Here is an 18,696-nt window from a genome sequence, read left to right as displayed (position 1 = left end):
AAATGACTGAAAATAGAGGTTTTAGAAGAATTGCGGGGGCTTGGGGAACCTTGCATATAGACGGGGAAGCTATCTTTGAGGTTGTTTCTTTTGAAGCTAATATCGAGCTTCAAAGGGGCGATGTACAAATCGGGACTGATGTTGATTCAAAGATTACTGGTATGGCTGGAAGCGGACAATTTGTAGTTAAACATGTTTACACTAGGGGTGTTGCTAAGTATCTTGCAGCCCTTAAGGCGGGCCATGACCCAAGATTTTTATCTTCGGTTTGTCTTGACGATCCAGACGCTGTTGGCGGCCAAGTAGAAAGAATTAACATCGGTAACTGCTGGATTAATAACTTGCCTTTGACTAACTTTGATAAGGCTGAGGTGGTGGAAAAGACCTTTGAATTTGGCTTTACACCAAGCGATGCCGAAGTAGCTGAGGGTATTTACTAGGAGGATATATGGCAATTAGTGCTAAAGATTTAATCAAGAAAAAACAATTAATCGAGGATAAAAAAGATAAACAAATTGAAATTGAGGTGCCTGAAACTGGCACTTTTTTATTTAGAGTTCCTAATATGATTGATTATGAGGATTCGGAGGCCTATGGCAAGAATAGAAAACAATCGGGCCATGAGAGTAACAAGTATTTAATCCAAACTTGCTGCTTGGAGCCTAACCTTAAGGATAGCGAACTACTAGAAGCCTATGGGGTGAAAAATTCTGTGGATTTAGTATCAAAAATCTTTATGGTGGGTGAAATTACAAGCATAGCTACTACCTTGGTTGAAAAGGCGGGCTTTGATAAGGAAGCCCTTAAGGTGGTTGAAAAAGCAAAAAACTAATAGAGGCTGGAGATCCTGAGTTGTCCCTTATGGCTTATATGCTGGAGAAGGGGCATACTTTTGATTATATCTTTAGCCTAGATTCTTTTGAGATAGCACTTGCTACGGCAACTATGCTAGCTGAAAGAGAAAGAGAGGCCAAGAAATGGCAATTATAGAAAAAGTTACCCTGGTCGATGATTATTCGGCTAAGGCAAAAAAGATTGAAGCATCTACCTCTGCTATGGCCTCTGCTATGGATGCAATTAGGGGTAATGCTAGTAAGATGGGGTCGGCTTTAAAGTCGGCCTTTTCAAGAAAATATAGTGTAGATATTAAAGATACTGGAGTTGCTAATGTTAATAATAGGATTAAAAGCCTACAATCTACCCTAAACGGTTTAAATAGACCATACGATATCACCATAACTGCCAAAATGGGGGCTATGGATAAAATCAAGTCTAATATGAGTTCTATAAAATCCAAGGCTAGTGAGATGAAATCATCTTTTAGAAACTTTAAGCTTGACTACTCAACTTTCAAGCGAGCTAAAAAAGAGGCCAAGGATATGGAAAAGGCCTTAAGAAATCTTACAGGCAGGAAGCATAAGATTGATATAGGTATGGAAAATCCTATCAAGACTGCTTTTAAGGGTGGTTTTTCTAAGATGTTTGGTGGTCTTAAGGCGGGATTTTCCAAGATTGGTGGTCTCTTTTCTAAGCTCAATCCTTTTAAGGCCTTTGGTAAAGGTGGAGGTGGTGGAGGTGGCGAAAGTCCATCCATCATGAAGTCCATAATCGGTGGTAACCTTATTACTGGGGCCATTACTAGGGGACTAGGGGCTGTTACTAGCCTTGCTGGGTCTACTATTGGGGCTGGTATGACAAGACTTGAAAATATCCAAGCTGCTAAGGCTAGGCTAAGAGGACAAACCAACGCTGACGGGTCTAGGAAGTTTGATGACGCTGCTATAAAAAATATTTCAAAGTCTGCTATGAATGCTGTTACTGGTACGGCTTATGGTTTTGGCGACGCTATGTCGACTGCCTCATCTGCAATCGCTGCGGGTGTTAAGGAGAAAGACCTGGGCGGATATCTTAAGGGCGTGGCCAATATTTCGGCTGCTACTGGGTCTGACTTCAACTCCATCGGGGCCATCATGAATAAAATCCAGACTACTGGTAGGCTCCAAGGTGACGAACTTATGCAATTATCGGATAGGGGTCTTCCTATGCTTGAGAAAATTGCAGAGATGAAGGGTGTAGACCAAAACACCGCTAGGGATATGATTTCCAAGGGACAAATATCATCTCAAGATGCCTTTAAGGCTGCTACAATGGCGGCTGGTAATTCGGCATCTGAGATGAATAAGACTTGGGATGCTGCCAAAATGAACTTTGGCTCTGCCTTATCTAAACTAGGAGCGGGTCTTCTAGGCGGTAGTGAGGGCGATGAAGGCGGTATCTTTGTGGCTATGACTCCTGCCTTGCTTAAGGTTAATAAGGTTTTAAATGGACTAATACCGACTTTTCAAAAGGTCGGGGATAGTGTTAAGACCTTTGTAACTGGAGGCTTTAAGATGGCCAAGGAAGGTTTTGGAAGGATTAAAGATAAGCTTGGCGAAGCCTTTGGGCCAATCAAAGAAAAGCTTGCATCTGCCTTTGATGCCTTGAAAGAGGCTTTTGCACCTGTGGTCGAGGCTTTTAGCGGGCTTTTTGACGGTGGCATGGGTGAAAGCTTTGACTTACTAGGAGGCGTTATTGACCTAGTCGCTGGGGCTTTTGGGGTCTTGGCTGATGTGATCGTGGCACTTAATCCTGTTTGGGAAGTTTTATCTAGTTTTATAACTAACATAGTCCTACCTGCCTTTACAAGTGTGGCAAGCTTTATAACTGATACAGTAGTGCCTAAGTTTAGCGAACTTGCGGAAATGGTTGGAGGCTGGGTAAAAGAAGCTTTCCAACTTATTGGGGACGCTGTTAATATAGCTAAAGCCGCTTTTGATACTATCAAGGGGGCTATAGATACTGCTGTGGATGCTTTCTTTTCTATACCAAGCAAGATTGCTAGTGCCTTAGGTGGTTTAGGCGGAGCTATAAAAGGAGCTATTGGCGGTATTTTTGGCGGTAAAAAGAAAAACGCTACTGGTACTTCTTACTTCCCTGGGGGTCTAACTCAGATTAATGAGCAAGGCCAAGAGATGATGAAGCTACCTATGGGGACTAAGATATACCCTGCTGGGGCGACTAGGAAGGCGATTGAAAAAGAGGCTAGGTCGGTAAGTCCTGCACCTCAACCATCTAACCCTGGACAAATTGTCATAAATGTCAACGGGGCAAATATGACTAATGGTGAGGTTGGACGTGTGATTTCTAACGAACTTAAGAGATTGGGGGTTGTGGTATGACAATGCAACAATTAGTCTTGTCTTTTGAGAATAGGTCGGAGGTCTTGGAATTACCTTGGCCTTTGCAAGACCATAACATATCAAGCCCTCATAATACTTATTCATTTGATACGATCAATATGGGAGAGGTTTTGGCTATAGGAAAAAAGAAGCTAAGGACAATGACAATTTCATCATTTTTTCCATCTAAGCCTTATCCTTTTCTTTTTAGTCAGACTTTTCCTGAACCTAATGTATGTATAGAGATGATTAACAAATGGCGACTTTCTGGGAAACCTATAAGGGTTGCTATTATGGATACTGATATAAACCTTGCTATGGCGATTGAGTCTTTTGACTATGGGAAAGAAGACGGGGACGGGTCGGGCGATGTGGCCTTTACCCTTGCCCTAAAGGAATATTCTTATCTAAACGTTGAGAGGTCCAAGAAGCCTAGCAAGAAGGGTGTCCTTAAGGATAGGCCTAGGGAAAAACCATCTAAGCAAGTGACATCCTACCTGGTCAAGAAGGGTGATACCCTTTGGGACTTGGCGGATAAGAAGCTGGGCGATGGGTCTAGGTGGAGAGAGATTGCTAAGCTTAATGGCGTTACTGATCCAAGAAAATTACAAATAGGGACTAAGCTTAAGTTCCCAGAGGGGGCAAAATGATAGAGATTAAGGCTATTATTTCAAGCCCTGACGGACTTAAGACTGATATTTCTGAGGTTGTAGGAGGTGTGAACCTGTCGGGGTCTATAAAGGAGTCGACAAGGACTCTTTCTTTTAAGGCCTTAAGGGCTGATGTCGATAAGAATTTTAAGGCTTATAACCTAAATTTAGGTGATACGGCGGTCTTTTATGAAATCAAGGAGGGTAAGCCTATCAAGTTTTTTGAGGGGGTTACCTGGTCTAAGGCTACAAAAGATAATAGCGTAGGCCTTGATATAACTTGTTATGATAGGGCAATATACCTTAATAAAAACGAACCTAAGGACCAAGTCTTTACCGATAAGTCGGCGGACGAAGTGGCTAGGGCTATAATTACTGACCTGGGTCTTACCCCTGGTGATTTGGCTAAGACTGGCAAGTACTCCTATAACCTAAGAGGTCTTACCGCCTATGATGCTATAATGGCTGCTTATACCAAGGATAGTGAGAAGACTGGCAAACAATATAAACTGGTCGATATCGACGGGGTTATAAATGTCTTTGAGGCGGGAGAAGAACATCCTGTAATTCTTGAAGAACTTGACGAGCCTGTGGTCGGCAAACTTTTAGATGTGTCTTATAAAGAAAGCCTTGACGAGCTTGTAAACGAGGTTAAGGCCATAGAAGATAAGAAAAAAGACGAGAAAAAGGAAGCTGGTAAGGACTCTGAGAGTCAGGAAAGGTTCGGTAAAATCCAGAAGATTTTGAAGGGCGACTCTAGCGGAGTTGCTGGCCTTATGAAGGGGGCTAAGACTGAAATTGATGTAACTTGCATAGGCGACTGGGATATGGTCGCTGGCAAGTCGATTGAGCTTAAGTCCTCGATCATATCTGGTAAATTTTACATCGAGGCTGACTCTCATAGGCTAGACGATGCGGTCCATATTGTGGATTTGAAACTTACTAGTGAGCTTGAGATGGACAAAAAGGGGGAAAGTAGTGGAAAAACTGGTTAGAGATGTTAAAGACCTTAAGGGAAGGAAGGACGCTTCGGAGATTGGGATTGTAACCAAGCTTAAGCCCTTTGCCTTTACCATTAATGGGGTTGAATACTCATCTGAAAACTTTGTAATCTACCTCCCTGCGGTCGATAGGATAAAGCAATTTGAAGAGATTAAGGTTGAGACTCAAGACCCAAACCCTCAAAGTTTTGCTGTAAATAAGGGCAAGGCCTTTGTGGATATAGGAGACTTGGAGATGGAGCCTGACTGCTACGAAAGAAGATTTCTAGTTGGCGATTTAATCGATGTGACCGATAGGGGTGACTCCTTTATAGTCCATGGAAGATTAATAAAAATAGGCGAGGAAACTGAAAAATACCCGCCTACACACAGGGGGTAGGATATGGCAATTTTACCAAAGTCTATGACCTACCTTGATGAGGTAGGGGCGGACGTTGAAGTTTTAGAGCAGGAAGGTTTTTGTGAGTATGCTTATGATTTTGAGAATAATACTTTAAAGACCAAGAACGGTAGGCACTTTTATGTTTATGGCAACGAGGCTATGAAAATCTGGATATATAAGGCCATGATTTCAAACCGTTTTAAGCATAGTGCCTATACTGATAAATTTGGAACTGAAATTTACAGCCTGATCGGTGAGGTGATTTCATCGAAGTTTAAGGAGGCTGAAATTAAGAGATATATCACTGAGGCGGTTATGGTCCATCCCTTTATGGTGTCGATTAATAAGATTGATATTAAGGCCCATAAGAGTGGGTTAAATGTGGATGTTTACTATACTACCGTCTTTAATGATGAGATTGTGAGGGTGTCTTGCAAGGTACAGATAGAGTAAGATTAAAAAGCTTATCCTGGATGGAGATTTCCGACAGGATGAAAGAAGATTTGAAGAACCCTCCTAATAAGATTGAGGGTTCTTTTGCTGCGGATAATATACAGGCTGTGGCAAAGGAAATAGCTAAGTATTACGACTATGTCGATTGGCTAATTGATATGCACTTTGCTGAAACTGCGACGGGTGATTTTCTTGATGCCAAGGCTAAGGAGGTCGGGGTATTTAGAAGGACTAAGACCAAGGCGACTGGTGTCGTAACCTTTAAGGGTAAGCCTAATACTTTTATCCCTGCTGGTTTTAGGGTCTATGCTGGGGATAAGGCTTTTTATACAAGAGTGCCTGCCTATATAGGCCAAGATGGCAAGGTCGATGTGGAAGTTGCTTCGGACGGTGAAGGCCTTGAGGCTAATGCAAGGGCTTTTGAAGTGACTAGTTTTAGTCAACTTGCAGGTCTAGAAAGTGTTGAAAACATCGAGCCTATCACAGGCGGTGCAGAAGTTGAGGATGATGAGTCTTTGAGAGAGAGAACTCTCCTTAAGATGCGTTACCCTGGAACAAGTGGAAATATTTACCACTATATGCACTGGGCTAGAGAGGTTGATGGGGTTGGTCGTGTTAAGGTATTTCCATTATGGAAAGGACCTGGAACTGTTAAGATTTCAATCCTTGATAGCAATCAAAAGCCCGCCAAGGAAGATTTGATTAAGAAGGTTGCCTACCATATAGATCACGGCGGAGAAAGAGACGGAGAGGGACTTGCTCCTATAGGGGCATATCTAACTGTTGAGACCGCCAAGGCTAAAAAGATTGATATTAAGGGCAAGGTTGACCTAGAAATGGGGACTGGCAAGTCTAAGGATATGATAGCAAGTGAATTAAAAGAAGACCTGCAAGCCTACATCGATAGCGAGGTGTCCTATAAGAAAAACCGCTTGACTGTGGCCAAGGTGATTGATATTTGTTACTCCATTGCTGGGGTTATGGATATAGGCGAACTTACCATAGGCGGGGCGACTGACTCTGTGAGCCTAAAAGATGAGGAAGTCTTTGAGGTTGGCGAGGTGACCTTATCATGAGAGGTGACCGCTTTAAGAAAAGGCTGCCAAGCTTTGTAGGCAAAATCCCAGACCTTGACGATACTTTTTTTGCCGAGGATAAGGAATTTGAAAGGATAGATAAGAGGCTTAAGGGCTTTGGCTACGGTCTTATTGCTAGCCTTTTAAAGGGTGAGGACGGTGTCCTTGATTATCTGGCCCGCTTTGAGAAGGATTATGGTCTTGAGGGGGTTGGGTCTATAGATGATAGGATTAGTGCTATCCTTGCTAAAATCGGGGCTAGTCGTGTTACTACTGAAAAGGCCCTCCTTGATCTATGCCAAAGTTTTGGGGTCGAGGGGGAATTTTATCCCGACTATGAAGAATATTCTTTTAATCTTGACCTAAAAAAGATTAAAGAAAAGCCTAATTTTGATAAATTAGTAAAAGCGATTAATGAAATAATACCAGCACACCTTGATTTCATTTTAAATCTAATGTTAGTGGATAAATTAGTATTTAAGGAGTCCACCAAGACCTACCTTAATCCCTTTTACATGACTGGTAGTAATCTATATAAGACTGGCCAAGTTTATGATTATCAGCATAGGGGACTTAAGATGGTGGAAAGAGTTAGTCTTGGTGATGGTGGACAGGTTAAGGCTACAAGGTACAGGCAGGCTGGTGAAGGCCAGGCTGGTAAGAGATAGGAGGATGTATGATACCACAAGAACAGCTTAATAAGCAGGCTTTGAGGATTAAAGAGTCGATTGATAAGGCTTTGCTTTATGTTGATGGTAAGGATTTGGAGGGGGTTATCAATAAGATTACCTTAAATTCCAACGTTATTAAGGTTTTTATTGCCCTTTCTGGGGTTAATGGAAAAATAGAAAAAATTGAAATCTATGATGTGGACGGGGATTTGGTTCAAGTTCAGGATATGGAGATTGTGAAGGATAGCCACTATAAGTTTTTGGCGGTGGTTGAGATTCGTGTAGAAAATGAGGTGATTAGATAATGATATCAGAAAATCCTTATTTTAATTTAGAGGATAAGTTAAAGAATTATAAGAAGTTTACGGATTATGAGCCTACCAAGTTTCAGGATAGGATTGTGGAGATGCCTTGGACTTTTGTTTTGGATAAGGTCGGGGTTGACCCTAAGACTGGCAAGGATATTGTTAATCTTAAATTTTATGAAGGGGAAGTAATCGAGGAGGGGACAGACCTATCTGAGATGAATTTGGGCAATCTTGATGTTGGAATTGCCATCCTTTATGAGTGGAGGAAAAACATTGATACTACACTCTTACAGTTAGCCCTTAAGACTGACGGTTTAGAGATGACTACACTTAATGGCATGGTTGCTAATGCCTTTGCTGCTACCTTTGATAACCTTGAAGGGATTAAAATTAATAAGGGATATTATGATAAGTCTAAAGGGGAGGTGTGGTCATAATGGCAAGTTTACACCAATGGAAAAAATATAATATTGCATATGATTATACTTATAAGATAGAATATGGGCCTCTTAATACAAATGATTATTATGATATTACAGTTGAGCCCGAGGGAGACCGATATCTAACTGCAATTGATATTAATAAAAAAACGGGAAAGTTTATTTTAAGTCAATATGATTTAAAATATTTACATGAAATAAAAGTTGGAGATAAGATTTATGCCATAAAAAGTCCCAATGAACGAAATACTTTCTTTACGAAAGCTGATAATACTCGATATTGGGATTATGTTGAAGATAATGTTTATGAATTTACACGACTCAGTAAAGAACCTTCTAGTTACTTATGGTCAAAATATGGATATGTTGATAAGGGTAGGCCTGTTAAGTCGGTTGTAGATACAAAAACACCTAAGCGTGGAAGTTATATTGGGGTTGTTAGTGGAGGGGTTGGAGCATACCCTCAAAACGGCCAAAAGGACGGATATTGGTATGTCTATGACAAGGAGTTAAATTCTAATCCTGCAATTTCAGGTTCAGACCTTGATTTGGGGTCTAAGGATTCTGATTTTACCATTGATTATGTAGTGTCAGATTCTGACGGAGATGTAGTTAGTGTTGATATCTTAGTTGATGATGTAGTAAAGGTTGAGGGGAAGAGTGTCCCTCTAGGGGTTAATCAAAAGTATCTTGTAAGCCTTGATGATTTTAGCCTAGGTGACCATAAGATTGAGATTAGGGCAAGAGACTCTAAGGGGGCGGAAGCTCCATCTAGGACTTATTATTTCTCAAAGGCTAATACAGCTCCAAAGATTTCTGGGTCTGATTCTGATTTAGGGTCTAAGTCTACTGGCTTTACTGTATCTTATAGGGTGGATGATAAGGATTCTGACCCTGTAAGTGTGAGGATTAGCCTTGATGATAAGGAGATGGCATCTATATCTGATGCCCAAGGAAAAGACCTACGCTTTACCCTCGATGAGGCTAAGGTTAGGGAATTAGAGATTGGAAAGACTTATACAATTACCATAAAGGCTGATGATGGTAAGGGTGGGGTTGCTTATAGAAGGTATTCTTTTACCAAGGTCAACACTCCGCCAATTATATCTGGAGTTGATTCTGATTTGGGTAAGGTTAAAAATCCTGTGACTATAAAGTTTTCTGTGTCGGATGTAGAAAAGGATAAGATTTACTTTAGTCTACTTCTTGATGGTAAGGAAGTAATGAGTCAAGAAGGTGCGGAAGATGGGAAAGAATACTCCTATAAGATTAACCACGATACCTTTATAAGTCTTACTTATGGTAAGCATGAGTTAAAACTTTTAGCTTGGGATGATGAAAATGTTGATAAGAAGGCTATAAGAAAATTCACTTTTGAGAGGATTTCTGGAGGTCTTGATGTCGAGTTTAAGCTTGCCGAGTATGATACCCAGCCTAAGAAGATTGTGGCAGTGCCTCATGGGGACTTTATAGATGCTAAGACTTTCCAAGTTTTGGCTTGTAATAACTATTTAGATGCTAAGCCTACTTGGGAGGATATAACTAATATGTCTAAAATTGCAAGAGCCTTTTCTTTCACAAATGCTACAAAAACCGCTGGCAAGTGGGCTTTGGGGGTTAGGGTGATTATAGAAAATGGCCCTGCGGATGTTTCCTCTGTTCTAAGAGGTATAAAGGGAGGTATTGAGTAATGGGTGTTAAGATTTATAATCCTGTGGATCTAAAGGATATAGAAGACTTTAAGACTAAGTTTTATGGTAAAGAAGTTACTGATACCAAGAAGTATGAAGCCCTTAAAAAAGAGATGGATGACCTTAAGGGTCAGGTAGATAAGACAAGCAGCGAAATTGAAAAAGATGATATTCCCGAAAGGCTTACTAATTTGGAAGTTGCGTTGAGTGAAATGATGGGAGGGGGTGAATAAGAATGAAGAAGATGAAATCTTGGAAAAAGGGAATCTTTTATAGGGCAATCCTAGCTAGGATGGAAGCAGAAGTTGCTACTAGGGAAGAGATCCTTGCTACTTATCCAAAGTTGGAGGAGTACGAAAAAGAAGAGCTAAGAGCGATGATTCCTGAAAGTCTTTAAGGACTGTGGGATAGGCTTGAGATATAAGTTGAGGGGGCTTTTGTGGCTCCCTTTTCTTTATTTTTAGTTAGGAGTGATTAAATTGTGAGTATTGATGAAAAGATTATAGGGTTAGTTGCTGACCAAGGGGTGGCCATTGCTGTATCGGTGGTGGTACTTATCTTGATACTTACTTTTGGCAAGTCAGCATTAAAGCAGTACGAGGAACAGAAAAAACTTGATAGGGAAAACTTTCAGGCTGAAAAAGAGATTGAAAGGCAGGAGAGGAAGGATGACAGGGAGGCTCAAAGGGAGCAGACAAAAAGCCTTATAGACCTCCACAGTCAGACCAACGAAGCGATTATCAAGTTTACAGAAGCGTTGAAATATAGCGATACTTTGCTGGATAAGCACAATAATTGTGCGGAAGAAAACTTCGGAGAGCTTAAGGATGGAGTGCAAGATATTATCGGTAGGCTTGATATAGTACAAGATACTACTAAGGAGCTTGCAACTAAGGCTATGCTTGAGGAAGTGAAGCAAGAAATATTAAAGATTAAGAGGGGCTAGGATTAGTCCCTTTTTATATGCACAAGGTTTTGTACTATCTTCACAAGGATAGTCACAAGGCCTGTTGTAAATGTTGAAATTACAAGTGTTTGATTTGCACAAGTATATGCACAAGGAGGTATATATGGGAAGTATAGATAAGATGATGGACTATGCAAAATCTAGGTGGCATAAACCAAGGTATGTGATGGGTGGTGGTAGGATTGGTAAAGAAGCGTCCTATTACTCTGATACCGAGGATTGCTCTAGCTTTGCTTTTAAGTGTGGTAAGTTCGGTGGATTTTTGCCTGAGTCTATGTATAACGGGTCGACTGAAGATTTATTCAGACTTGCACGCCAAGGGAAATATCTCAAGGAAATCCCTTATAGTGAAGTACGAAGGGGAGATATTTTTGTAAAAGGACGTGAAGGTGGTTCTGGCGGTGCTTATGGTCATACTGGACTATTTACCCGCAAGGGGGAGATTATCCACTGTAATTATGGCAATGGCACTGTGACCACAAACAACGAGTCGGAGGGCTATTGGTACTACCTTGATAGTTCAAAAGTGCCTGTTCGCTTTTTTAGGTGGGTCGGTGCTGTTGAGGATAAACCTAAAAAGACTATAAACCAGATTGCACAAGAAGTTATTGCTGGTAAGTGGGGTGTTGGTGCTGATAGGCAGGCGAGACTCCAAAGGGCAGGGTACTCTTATAGGGATGTCCAAGATGAGGTTAACCGTCAACTAAAAAGTAAGCCTGTTTATTATGTTGTTAAGGCTGGGGATAGTCTAGGCGGTATAGCTAAGGCTCATGGAGTTAGCCTTGATAGTGTGATTAAGCTTAATCCGCAAATTAAAAATCCTAACCTGATATATAAGGGACAGAAGATTAGGGTTAAGTAGAAAGGATTTAAAGATGAAAGATAGTTTTATGATTTTAATTGGGATTGCTTGCATGATAGCGGTTTTAAGCTTTGTAAGAGAGCAGATAAAGTTGACTAGGGCTAAAGTAGAAAAGGAAGAAAATCAAACTAAGAAGTATGTCTATGACCAAGTGCTTGATTTGGCGGAGACCATAGTTGCTAGCCTTAATCAAACTATGGTTGAGCCTCTTAAGGAGTCGGAGACTTTAGAATTTGACGAAAAAGCAAAGGAAAAAGTCTTGAAGGATGCCAAGGAGAAAATCAAGAAAGATTTGGATGCTAAAAGCAAGGAGCTTTTAAAAGAGTATCTTGGATCAGAGGAAAATTTTGATGAGTATATAGACGATGCAGTCCATAGAAGAGTCCACGAGGCTAAGAAAAAGAAGTAAGTAAAAAAAGTTTATGCCGATTGGCTACAGTACAAAAATATATGAGAATCGAGGGATTCCGAAATTTTACACTAAAACCCGCCTGTACTGGGGCGGGTCTTTTTTAGTGCAAAATTTTAGGGAATATTGGACTACGGGGTTTTTTAGTTTAATCTGTGAGAATATTTTGGACTAAAGGGGTATAGTATATAAGACTAGTCGGAAAGGCGGAAAAGTCCCTCTGGGAAGTTGGTGTGACATTGTCTACCAAGGGCAACCATATTCTATCTAATCTTTATAGATTTGGGTGTGAGTGTGATGTTGAGGAAAAAGCGCTTTTAAGATTTTTATATCTTGGGTGCTTTTTTATTTGACAGCTTTTTAAATGTGTGCTAGTATAAAGATAACAAGTCGTCTACTTGTATAAAAAGGACGCGGATTGAAATATTGTTTTATTAAATAGAAAGCAAATTTCTAGAAAAGAGGCTCCCGATTGGGAGTCTTTTTTTGTGTTTTTTTTAAATTCTTGTATATGTAGGTCTTTAGTTAATCTTTTCAGAGGGTATTTATATGCCTTGATAATTTGAGGGGCTTAAAACGTAAAATATGAAGCTTTGTTGAATTTTCAATGTTTGTCTTTTTATATTTATTGATTTTTTTATGTATGTTGGGTTTATGCAAAAAAACTTGTAAATATATACTACTTGTAGTATATTAATAATAACAAAACAAGTTAAATTTAAAGGAGATTAAAAAATGACAAAATACCAAGTTTACAGAAAAGCAGACGATTTCGAAGATTACAGACTAGCAGATACAATTGAAATAGAAGATACAGCAGAAAGTAAAGAAGAACTAATATTCACTAACTTTAGTGATCTAGACGGTTGGAGTATTGATGGCGATTATGAAGAATTCTTAAATGGATACGTTGATGAGATTTACTTTTATAGAGAAAATGTAAATAGCGATGAATGGGACAGCGATGTAGCTGGCTATATTTCAAAAATAATTTAATAAAACATTTGACGTTATATACTACTAGTAGTATACTTATATTAAGATAAGAGATACAAAAAATAAAAAAACAAGGAGATTAATATGACAAATGTATTCGAACAATTAAAAGCAAATGAGTTTATTTCAAAAAGAGAATTTCAAAAAGCTATATCTTTATTCTTAGCAGAGAAAATTAATGAAGGTTACTATTTAAACGAACAGAATATAAAAAGTTCTGATTATGATAGAATGTATGTTTTATTAAATGACGAAGGTGAAAGATTTGGATTTGGCGTAAAATTAGAAAAAGTTGACTTCAACTATGATTCATCTACAGTCTTAATTCAATGGGGACGTCTTAAAGATAGTGGATTATTTGATTTTGAAGATGAAGAATCTGCAACAATACATACTTTTATATTAATGTGTAAGTATAGAAAAAACATTTTCTTTAGTGAAGAAAAATTTGAAGAGATAAAAGAAAAGAAAATGTTAAGGCTTGATTACAAATACGGACATAATAGCAACCATATATTTATAGCAAAAAAATTAGCTATTAAAGGAGTGAAGAGGGAAAAAAATATAAAAGTCGAAAAAATGGTAAACTTAAGAAAAGAAAATATAGCGTATAGAATATATAAAAATGGAGAACTTTATAAAGAAGTTAATTTTAAAAGAAATTCAAAATAACACTTGACATTTATATACTACTAGTAGTATAATATACTTAAGATAAGAAATTAAAAACAAGGAGATCAAAATCATGACAACAATCAACGTAAACAATCAATGGAGATTAGAAAAGAAAATCGAACTTGTAAAAAGTGGTCAAAGTAGAGTTTTTAAAGAGTGGCAATTATACGGAGGAATTACAGAAGAAGAATTTATTGAGGGTTTAAAGTGGTTAGCTGAAGATCCTATGACAGAGAAAGGAAATCCAACTAGAGAGATTAGCATCATTCCTACTCAAGATGCAATAGAAAAAATTTGGTTAGAAAAAGGAGAGCCTTGGAGCAAGATGGTTACAGAGATTGATGAAGACAATCTTAAGACTGAAATCATAAAAATCGAGAGACTTTATGAGGTTAGATATGATGAAGATGGTAAGCCTTATGATTGGTTTACAGGTAGACGTGATGTGAAGACTGGTTATAGAACTAATGCTAAATATTTAATTAATATAAAAGATTTTATATAGAAATAAAAATTAAGGAGTATGAGATGATGACTGATAAGAAATTAGAAATCTTGCTAGCCATGGGGGCTAGCAGGTGGTCTAAGTATGGCAGAGATAGACTTTATTTAAGAAATTGTTACAAAGATTTGTTGAAGATGAAAATTAGCTATTACAATTCAGGAAACATCTCAAGTGCTTCTATAAATGGCGAAAGCATCTCAAATTCTGAAGCTAATAGAATAAAAAATATGGCTTATGGATGCTATATAGATTTGATAAAAGATGAGATTGTTGTTGATGGTAAAGAAACTAGTAGGGTGAGAAGTTTTAAAACTATGATTTATGGGGCTATAGAAGAACTATAAGGAGATTCTGATGAGAAATTATGAAGATATAGAAAAGGCTTTTAATTTAGTAAGCAAAGAGAGCTGGAACGAAATTTATGAAACCATAGGGGTTAGTGATCTAGAGGTAGCTATATATGATGATGGGTATATAGGCATAAGGTCTGAGCAATCTTCCGCAGCAGACGAAGAAAAAGTAGTTTATATCATCCCTTTAAAGGCTAGTTATTGGAGAGAGACTTTAGAAGAGTGGGGCATCTATGATGAAGATACTGATGGGGCAAAAACTGATATTGACGATGATTTAAAAGATGATTTTATCAAAGAGGTATTACAAAATATAGACTATTGATATTAAAAAAGCTCTCACAAGGAGAGCTTAATTGCCCCGCTGATGCGGGTATAAAATTTTTTGCTCTTAACTTTTAAAAAGTAGAGCCACCTCCGCTAATGCGGATATCTATAATCTGATTATAATCTATAATTTAAAAAATGTCAAGGAGGATATATGACTGAGGGCAAAGCAAGTGAAGCTCAAAGACGAGCTACCAAGAGATGGGAGAAAAACAATCCTGAAAGAGTAAAATATTTAAGGTGTCGAACTACTGCAAGAACCTTTGTGAGGCATTATGCAGATGAAGAAGATTTGCAAGAATTAATTGAGATATATAAAAAGGAAAATAAGAATGCAAGAAAAAAGGAGGGGTAATTGTCCCCTCTCTTAAATTGTTACCAACCTGTTACCAACGGTTAATGTTTTTTGTTGCTTTTCGTTTGCTCTTATTTTATACTATGCAAAGATGCTTATATATAAAGAAGATAATGTCCCTTTATCCCGCACCAAATACTAAAAGAAGCATTGGAATCCAGTGCTTCTTTTTTTGCGTGTGTGCAATGTGTGTAATAATTAGGAATTAATGCATTTGAATTTAAGGAACAGGCGGATTTAGGTTCTGAAAGGCTAATTATTAATAAATTTAAGACTTAAATTTTCTTCGAATTAATAATTATTTGACACTATCTTTTATTTACCATAAAATAGACTTAACAGGGGAGCTTATAGCTGAGAGGAAGTTTTGACTTCGACCCTTTACTTGATACGGATAATGCCGGCGTAAGGAGTCTTTTTTTAATTTTGCTAACCTTGGGGTTAGCTTTTTTTATTTGCTTTTCTGTGAGTATATTTTAAAGGAGTATTTATGAATAATACAAAACTTAAGAAATTAGTTCTAGCGTCTTTTTTAGTAGCGCTCGCAGTAGTAGGATCTACATTTTCATTTCCTGTCTTTTTTTCCAGGTGTGCACCAGCCCAACATATAGTAAATATGTTTGCAGCAGTTACTCTAGGTCCTTTTTATGGAATAGTGATAGCCTTTGTGGCCTCATTAATTAGAAATATGGCAGGCCTTGGAAGCCTAATGGCATTTCCAGGTTCAATGTTTGGCGCCCTTCTTTGTGGTATAATCTACAAAAAAACCAAAAACCTTAGTTTGACAGCCTGTGGGGAAATCTTCGGCACATCTATCTTAGGGGGTCTTGCTGCCTATCCTGTTGCAGTCTTACTTATGGGCAAATCTGCCGCAGATATTGCCTTTTACACCTATATCCTTCCATTTTTTGCATCAACAGCAGGTGGAACAATCATTGCTTGTGTAATTTTAGCTAGGCTTAAAGACAGCAAATTTGTAAAAGAAATCTATAATTAAAAAGGAGAAAAGTATGAAAACTTGTTTGACAATTGCAGGTTCTGACTCATCAGGAGGCGCTGGCATCCAAGCTGACCTTAAGACTATGACCGTCAATGGGGTTTACGCTATGAGTGTTATCACAGCTCTTACTGCACAAAATACCCAAGGAGTGACTGGCATCCTTGATGTAAGCCCAGAATTCATCACAGAGCAAATGGATGCAGTTTTTAATGATATTTACCCAGATGCAATTAAAATCGGCATGGTATCTTCGCCAGAAATCGTAGAAGCAATAGCTGCTTCTCTTGAAAAATATCAGGCAAAAAATATTGTCCTTGACCCAGTAATGGTTGCCACATCTGGGGCAAAACTCTTAAAAGAAGAAGCTATGGATAGTTTGATTAACAGATTAATCCCTCTTGCAGATGTGATTACACCAAATATTCCTGAAGGGGAAATCCTAGCGGGCATGGAAATTACAAATGAGGATGAGATGATTAAGGCTGCAGAAAAGATTGGCAAAAAATACGATTGCGCAGTTCTCCTTAAGGGAGGGCATAGGGTTAACGATGCCAATGACCTTTTATACAAGGATGGCAAATTTAAGTGGTTTAGGTCTGAAAGAATTGACAATCCAAACACCCACGGCACAGGTTGCACTCTTTCTAGTGCCATTGCAGCAAATCTTGCCAAGGGTTATGACATTGACCAGGCAATAGAAAAGGCAAAAGACTACCTAACAGGAGCTCTAAGAGCGGGTTTAGACTTAGGCAAAGGATCTGGTCCATTAATGCACAATTATAAAATAATTTAATAAAAATAAGCTAGCAAGATATTAAAAAACTTGCTAGTTTTTATTTTGAGAAAAATAGAGAGCAAAATAAAATAGTAATCATAACTATCTATATTTTTAATCCTAACTATGGTAGAATATTCATAAGATTTTGCAAGGAGCAGATATGAAAAAAGACCGAAGAGAATTGATTTTAAATGGAAATATTTACAGGGCAATAGCTGTAATTTCCATTCCAATTATATTAAATAACTTTATCCAGCAATTATATTCATTAGCTGATGCCTTCTGGCTTGGTAAGCTAGGAACTGCAGAGTTTGCAGCAACTTCCTTTACTTGGCCTGTTATTTTTTTGTTTAATTCCATAGGTATAGGCCTATCAATAGCGGCGATTTCCTTAATTTCCCAGTTAATTGGCATGGATAATGTAAAGCTTGCCCAAAAATACAATGACACAATTATAAATATCTCACTTTATTTTTCATTAATTTTTATGGTTGTGGGATATTTTACAGCCGAAGCTATTGTGACCATGATGGGAGCGACTGGAGATTTACATATATTTTCTGTGGAATATTTGAAATATTCTTATTTTGGGATCCCCTTTATATTTTTGTATTTTATTTATGCGGCAATTTTTCAAGCCCAAGGAAAAAACTCAATTCCAACTATAATCAGCACAACTTGTGTAATTTTAAATATGGTTTTAAATCCATTTTTTATCTTTGATACTATCCCTATTTTTGGGTTTACAGGCCTAGGACTTGGGGTAAAGGGAGCAGCTATAGCAACAGTTTTGACCCAGACCTTGATGTGTCTATTTGGTTTTATACACCTTAGGACAAACAAGGACCTAATTAAATTAAATTATGAATCCCTGTTTTATATCAAATGGGAAAAGCAAGTTGTTAAGAAAATCTATACCATAGCTACACCAGCAGTCATTGGACAAATGGGAACAGCTGCAGGTTTTATTATCCTAAACTCCTTTATCCAATCTTACGGCACAGACACAGTTGCGGCCTATGGTATGGTTAACAGGATTTCTGGCCTACTAAATATTCCTCCAGGAGGGATAGGATCAGCAATTACAAGTATTATTGGCCAAAATATAGGCTCTGGCAATATAAAAAGAGTCAAGGAAACCTTCAAGAAAGCATCTATTATAGTAGTTATTATGTCAATTATAATCGCTATAATTAGTTATATCTACAGGTTCCAAATCCTAAGATTTTTCATAGACGCACCACTTGATTCAACTCTAATGAAGGAAGCTGACACCTATATGGCTTATACCTTAATTACCCTTGTGATGTTAAATATGTTTTTCATCTACCAGGGACTTTTCCAAGGATCAGGCAATGCCAAATACTCAATGTTTATTGATGTATTAAGGCTTTGGGTAATAAGAATTCCTCTATTATTTTTCTTTAAATATTTTACAGACTTGGCCGCTACAGGAATTTGGCTTGCTATGTCTATTTCTAATGTAATGATTAGCATTATTGCCCATATTATTTACCTCAGAGGCAATTGGATGAATGGGTCATTTTAACTTTTTGGATTCAAAAAAGATAAAAATATAAAG

26 protein-coding genes and 1 riboswitch are annotated in these 18,696 nt (G+C 38.1%); all 26 genes read left to right on the top strand.

Going from position 1 to position 18,696, the window contains the following annotated elements; translation table 11 throughout:
• Window positions 1-2 precede the first annotated feature (2 nt).
• The 26 genes from K8P03_RS10945 to K8P03_RS10820 all read left to right on the top strand — a co-directional run bounded on the left by K8P03_RS10945 (window position 3) and on the right by K8P03_RS10820 (window position 18,663).
• Complete coding sequence (locus K8P03_RS10945) at window positions 3-440, top strand: phage tail tube protein (RefSeq protein WP_223420638.1); 438 nt, start codon at window positions 3-5, stop codon at window positions 438-440.
• An 8-nt stretch (window positions 441-448) separates the two neighbouring features.
• Window positions 449-832, top strand: coding sequence for a phage tail assembly chaperone (locus K8P03_RS10940; RefSeq protein WP_223420637.1), 384 nt, complete (start codon window positions 449-451; stop codon window positions 830-832).
• Window positions 833-977: 145 nt separating this feature from the next.
• Window positions 978-3,218 (top strand): tape measure protein, encoded by a 2,241-nt coding sequence (locus tag K8P03_RS10935; RefSeq protein ID WP_223420636.1) that lies wholly within the window; start codon window positions 978-980, stop codon window positions 3,216-3,218.
• A gap of 131 nt (window positions 3,219-3,349) precedes the next feature.
• Complete coding sequence (locus tag K8P03_RS10930) at window positions 3,350-3,868, top strand: LysM peptidoglycan-binding domain-containing protein (protein WP_223420635.1); 519 nt, start codon at window positions 3,350-3,352, stop codon at window positions 3,866-3,868.
• Window positions 3,865-4,863, top strand: coding sequence for an XkdQ/YqbQ family protein (locus K8P03_RS10925; RefSeq protein WP_223420634.1), 999 nt, complete (start codon window positions 3,865-3,867; stop codon window positions 4,861-4,863). Before K8P03_RS10930 ends, K8P03_RS10925 begins: the two co-directional genes overlap by 4 nt.
• Window positions 4,847-5,248 (top strand): hypothetical protein, encoded by a 402-nt coding sequence (locus K8P03_RS10920; protein WP_223420633.1) that lies wholly within the window; start codon window positions 4,847-4,849, stop codon window positions 5,246-5,248. Before K8P03_RS10925 ends, K8P03_RS10920 begins: the two co-directional genes overlap by 17 nt.
• Before the next feature lie 3 nt (window positions 5,249-5,251).
• Window positions 5,252-5,704: a DUF2634 domain-containing protein gene (locus tag K8P03_RS10915; protein ID WP_223420632.1), complete on the top strand. Its 453-nt coding sequence runs from the start codon at window positions 5,252-5,254 to the stop codon at window positions 5,702-5,704.
• Complete coding sequence (locus K8P03_RS10910) at window positions 5,683-6,780, top strand: baseplate J/gp47 family protein (protein ID WP_223420631.1); 1,098 nt, start codon at window positions 5,683-5,685, stop codon at window positions 6,778-6,780. Before K8P03_RS10915 ends, K8P03_RS10910 begins: the two co-directional genes overlap by 22 nt.
• Window positions 6,777-7,448, top strand: a complete 672-nt coding sequence (locus K8P03_RS10905) for a hypothetical protein (protein ID WP_223420630.1) — start codon at window positions 6,777-6,779, stop codon at window positions 7,446-7,448. Before K8P03_RS10910 ends, K8P03_RS10905 begins: the two co-directional genes overlap by 4 nt.
• 8 nt (window positions 7,449-7,456) lie before the next feature.
• The gene (locus K8P03_RS10900) at window positions 7,457-7,756 is read left to right on the top strand and encodes a hypothetical protein (RefSeq protein WP_223420629.1); all 300 of its coding nucleotides are present in this window, start codon (window positions 7,457-7,459) and stop codon (window positions 7,754-7,756) included.
• Entirely contained in the window at window positions 7,756-8,196 is a 441-nt protein-coding gene (locus K8P03_RS10895) for a hypothetical protein (protein WP_223420628.1), read from the top strand. The genes K8P03_RS10900 and K8P03_RS10895 overlap by 1 nt, the downstream gene beginning before the upstream one ends.
• Window positions 8,196-9,890 (top strand): hypothetical protein, encoded by a 1,695-nt coding sequence (locus K8P03_RS10890; protein WP_223420627.1) that lies wholly within the window; start codon window positions 8,196-8,198, stop codon window positions 9,888-9,890. The genes K8P03_RS10895 and K8P03_RS10890 overlap by 1 nt, the downstream gene beginning before the upstream one ends.
• Window positions 9,890-10,123, top strand: a complete 234-nt coding sequence (locus K8P03_RS10885; protein WP_223420626.1) for a hypothetical protein — start codon at window positions 9,890-9,892, stop codon at window positions 10,121-10,123. Before K8P03_RS10890 ends, K8P03_RS10885 begins: the two co-directional genes overlap by 1 nt.
• Window positions 10,124-10,125: 2 nt before the next feature.
• On the top strand, window positions 10,126-10,287 hold the full coding sequence (locus tag K8P03_RS10880; protein WP_223420625.1) for a hypothetical protein: 162 nt from the start codon (window positions 10,126-10,128) through the stop codon (window positions 10,285-10,287).
• Between the two features lie 84 nt (window positions 10,288-10,371).
• Window positions 10,372-10,836, top strand: a complete 465-nt coding sequence (locus tag K8P03_RS10875; RefSeq protein ID WP_223420624.1) for a hypothetical protein — start codon at window positions 10,372-10,374, stop codon at window positions 10,834-10,836.
• A gap of 124 nt (window positions 10,837-10,960) precedes the next feature.
• On the top strand, window positions 10,961-11,719 hold the full coding sequence (locus K8P03_RS10870; protein WP_223420623.1) for a peptidoglycan amidohydrolase family protein: 759 nt from the start codon (window positions 10,961-10,963) through the stop codon (window positions 11,717-11,719).
• 13 nt (window positions 11,720-11,732) lie between these two features.
• A complete protein-coding gene (locus K8P03_RS10865) occupies window positions 11,733-12,128 on the top strand; it encodes a hypothetical protein (protein WP_223420622.1) in 396 nt (131 codons plus the stop codon).
• A gap of 735 nt (window positions 12,129-12,863) precedes the next feature.
• A complete protein-coding gene (locus K8P03_RS10860) occupies window positions 12,864-13,124 on the top strand; it encodes a hypothetical protein (RefSeq protein ID WP_223420621.1) in 261 nt (86 codons plus the stop codon).
• Window positions 13,125-13,208: 84 nt separating this feature from the next.
• Entirely contained in the window at window positions 13,209-13,796 is a 588-nt protein-coding gene (locus tag K8P03_RS10855; protein WP_223420620.1) for a hypothetical protein, read from the top strand.
• A gap of 73 nt (window positions 13,797-13,869) precedes the next feature.
• On the top strand, window positions 13,870-14,304 hold the full coding sequence (locus K8P03_RS10850) for a hypothetical protein (protein ID WP_223420619.1): 435 nt from the start codon (window positions 13,870-13,872) through the stop codon (window positions 14,302-14,304).
• 23 nt (window positions 14,305-14,327) lie between these two features.
• A complete protein-coding gene (locus K8P03_RS10845; protein ID WP_223420618.1) occupies window positions 14,328-14,648 on the top strand; it encodes a hypothetical protein in 321 nt (106 codons plus the stop codon).
• A 10-nt stretch (window positions 14,649-14,658) separates the two neighbouring features.
• Complete coding sequence (locus K8P03_RS10840; RefSeq protein WP_223420617.1) at window positions 14,659-14,979, top strand: hypothetical protein; 321 nt, start codon at window positions 14,659-14,661, stop codon at window positions 14,977-14,979.
• Between the two features lie 156 nt (window positions 14,980-15,135).
• Entirely contained in the window at window positions 15,136-15,336 is a 201-nt protein-coding gene (locus K8P03_RS10835) for a hypothetical protein (protein ID WP_223420616.1), read from the top strand.
• Window positions 15,337-15,666: 330 nt separating this feature from the next.
• Window positions 15,667-15,765, top strand: a riboswitch (TPP riboswitch).
• A gap of 61 nt (window positions 15,766-15,826) precedes the next feature.
• A complete protein-coding gene (gene thiW, locus K8P03_RS10830; RefSeq protein ID WP_223420615.1) occupies window positions 15,827-16,333 on the top strand; it encodes an energy coupling factor transporter S component ThiW in 507 nt (168 codons plus the stop codon).
• A 13-nt stretch (window positions 16,334-16,346) separates the two neighbouring features.
• Window positions 16,347-17,129: a bifunctional hydroxymethylpyrimidine kinase/phosphomethylpyrimidine kinase gene (gene thiD / locus K8P03_RS10825; RefSeq protein ID WP_223420614.1), complete on the top strand. Its 783-nt coding sequence runs from the start codon at window positions 16,347-16,349 to the stop codon at window positions 17,127-17,129.
• A 145-nt stretch (window positions 17,130-17,274) separates the two neighbouring features.
• The gene (locus K8P03_RS10820; protein ID WP_223420613.1) at window positions 17,275-18,663 is read left to right on the top strand and encodes an MATE family efflux transporter; all 1,389 of its coding nucleotides are present in this window, start codon (window positions 17,275-17,277) and stop codon (window positions 18,661-18,663) included.
• The last annotated feature ends 33 nt before the right edge of the window (window positions 18,664-18,696 follow it).

It is taken from the genome of Anaerococcus murdochii (assembly GCF_019957155.1).
GTDB classification, from domain to species: Bacteria; Bacillota; Clostridia; order Tissierellales; family Peptoniphilaceae; genus Anaerococcus; species Anaerococcus murdochii.
This window is presented reverse-complemented; position numbering and strand designations above follow the sequence as displayed.

What these genes read in the sequence shown, in the direction of transcription:
- K8P03_RS10945 (WP_223420638.1), top strand. Translation starts at nt 3, where the DNA reads ATGACTGAAAATAGAGGTTTTAGAAGAATTGCGGGGGCTTGGGGAACC.
- K8P03_RS10940 (WP_223420637.1), top strand. Translation starts at nt 449, where the DNA reads ATGGCAATTAGTGCTAAAGATTTAATCAAGAAAAAACAATTAATCGAG.
- K8P03_RS10935 (WP_223420636.1), top strand. Translation starts at nt 978, where the DNA reads ATGGCAATTATAGAAAAAGTTACCCTGGTCGATGATTATTCGGCTAAG.
- K8P03_RS10925 (WP_223420634.1), top strand. Translation starts at nt 3,865, where the DNA reads ATGATAGAGATTAAGGCTATTATTTCAAGCCCTGACGGACTTAAGACT.
- K8P03_RS10915 (WP_223420632.1), top strand. Translation starts at nt 5,252, where the DNA reads ATGGCAATTTTACCAAAGTCTATGACCTACCTTGATGAGGTAGGGGCG.
- K8P03_RS10905 (WP_223420630.1), top strand. Translation starts at nt 6,777, where the DNA reads ATGAGAGGTGACCGCTTTAAGAAAAGGCTGCCAAGCTTTGTAGGCAAA.
- K8P03_RS10900 (WP_223420629.1), top strand. Translation starts at nt 7,457, where the DNA reads ATGATACCACAAGAACAGCTTAATAAGCAGGCTTTGAGGATTAAAGAG.
- K8P03_RS10895 (WP_223420628.1), top strand. Translation starts at nt 7,756, where the DNA reads ATGATATCAGAAAATCCTTATTTTAATTTAGAGGATAAGTTAAAGAAT.
- K8P03_RS10890 (WP_223420627.1), top strand. Translation starts at nt 8,196, where the DNA reads ATGGCAAGTTTACACCAATGGAAAAAATATAATATTGCATATGATTAT.
- K8P03_RS10885 (WP_223420626.1), top strand. Translation starts at nt 9,890, where the DNA reads ATGGGTGTTAAGATTTATAATCCTGTGGATCTAAAGGATATAGAAGAC.
- K8P03_RS10880 (WP_223420625.1), top strand. Translation starts at nt 10,126, where the DNA reads ATGAAGAAGATGAAATCTTGGAAAAAGGGAATCTTTTATAGGGCAATC.
- K8P03_RS10870 (WP_223420623.1), top strand. Translation starts at nt 10,961, where the DNA reads ATGGGAAGTATAGATAAGATGATGGACTATGCAAAATCTAGGTGGCAT.
- K8P03_RS10865 (WP_223420622.1), top strand. Translation starts at nt 11,733, where the DNA reads ATGAAAGATAGTTTTATGATTTTAATTGGGATTGCTTGCATGATAGCG.
- K8P03_RS10860 (WP_223420621.1), top strand. Translation starts at nt 12,864, where the DNA reads ATGACAAAATACCAAGTTTACAGAAAAGCAGACGATTTCGAAGATTAC.
- K8P03_RS10855 (WP_223420620.1), top strand. Translation starts at nt 13,209, where the DNA reads ATGACAAATGTATTCGAACAATTAAAAGCAAATGAGTTTATTTCAAAA.
- K8P03_RS10850 (WP_223420619.1), top strand. Translation starts at nt 13,870, where the DNA reads ATGACAACAATCAACGTAAACAATCAATGGAGATTAGAAAAGAAAATC.
- K8P03_RS10845 (WP_223420618.1), top strand. Translation starts at nt 14,328, where the DNA reads ATGATGACTGATAAGAAATTAGAAATCTTGCTAGCCATGGGGGCTAGC.
- K8P03_RS10840 (WP_223420617.1), top strand. Translation starts at nt 14,659, where the DNA reads ATGAGAAATTATGAAGATATAGAAAAGGCTTTTAATTTAGTAAGCAAA.
- K8P03_RS10835 (WP_223420616.1), top strand. Translation starts at nt 15,136, where the DNA reads ATGACTGAGGGCAAAGCAAGTGAAGCTCAAAGACGAGCTACCAAGAGA.
- thiW (WP_223420615.1), top strand. Translation starts at nt 15,827, where the DNA reads ATGAATAATACAAAACTTAAGAAATTAGTTCTAGCGTCTTTTTTAGTA.
- thiD (WP_223420614.1), top strand. Translation starts at nt 16,347, where the DNA reads ATGAAAACTTGTTTGACAATTGCAGGTTCTGACTCATCAGGAGGCGCT.
- K8P03_RS10820 (WP_223420613.1), top strand. Translation starts at nt 17,275, where the DNA reads ATGAAAAAAGACCGAAGAGAATTGATTTTAAATGGAAATATTTACAGG.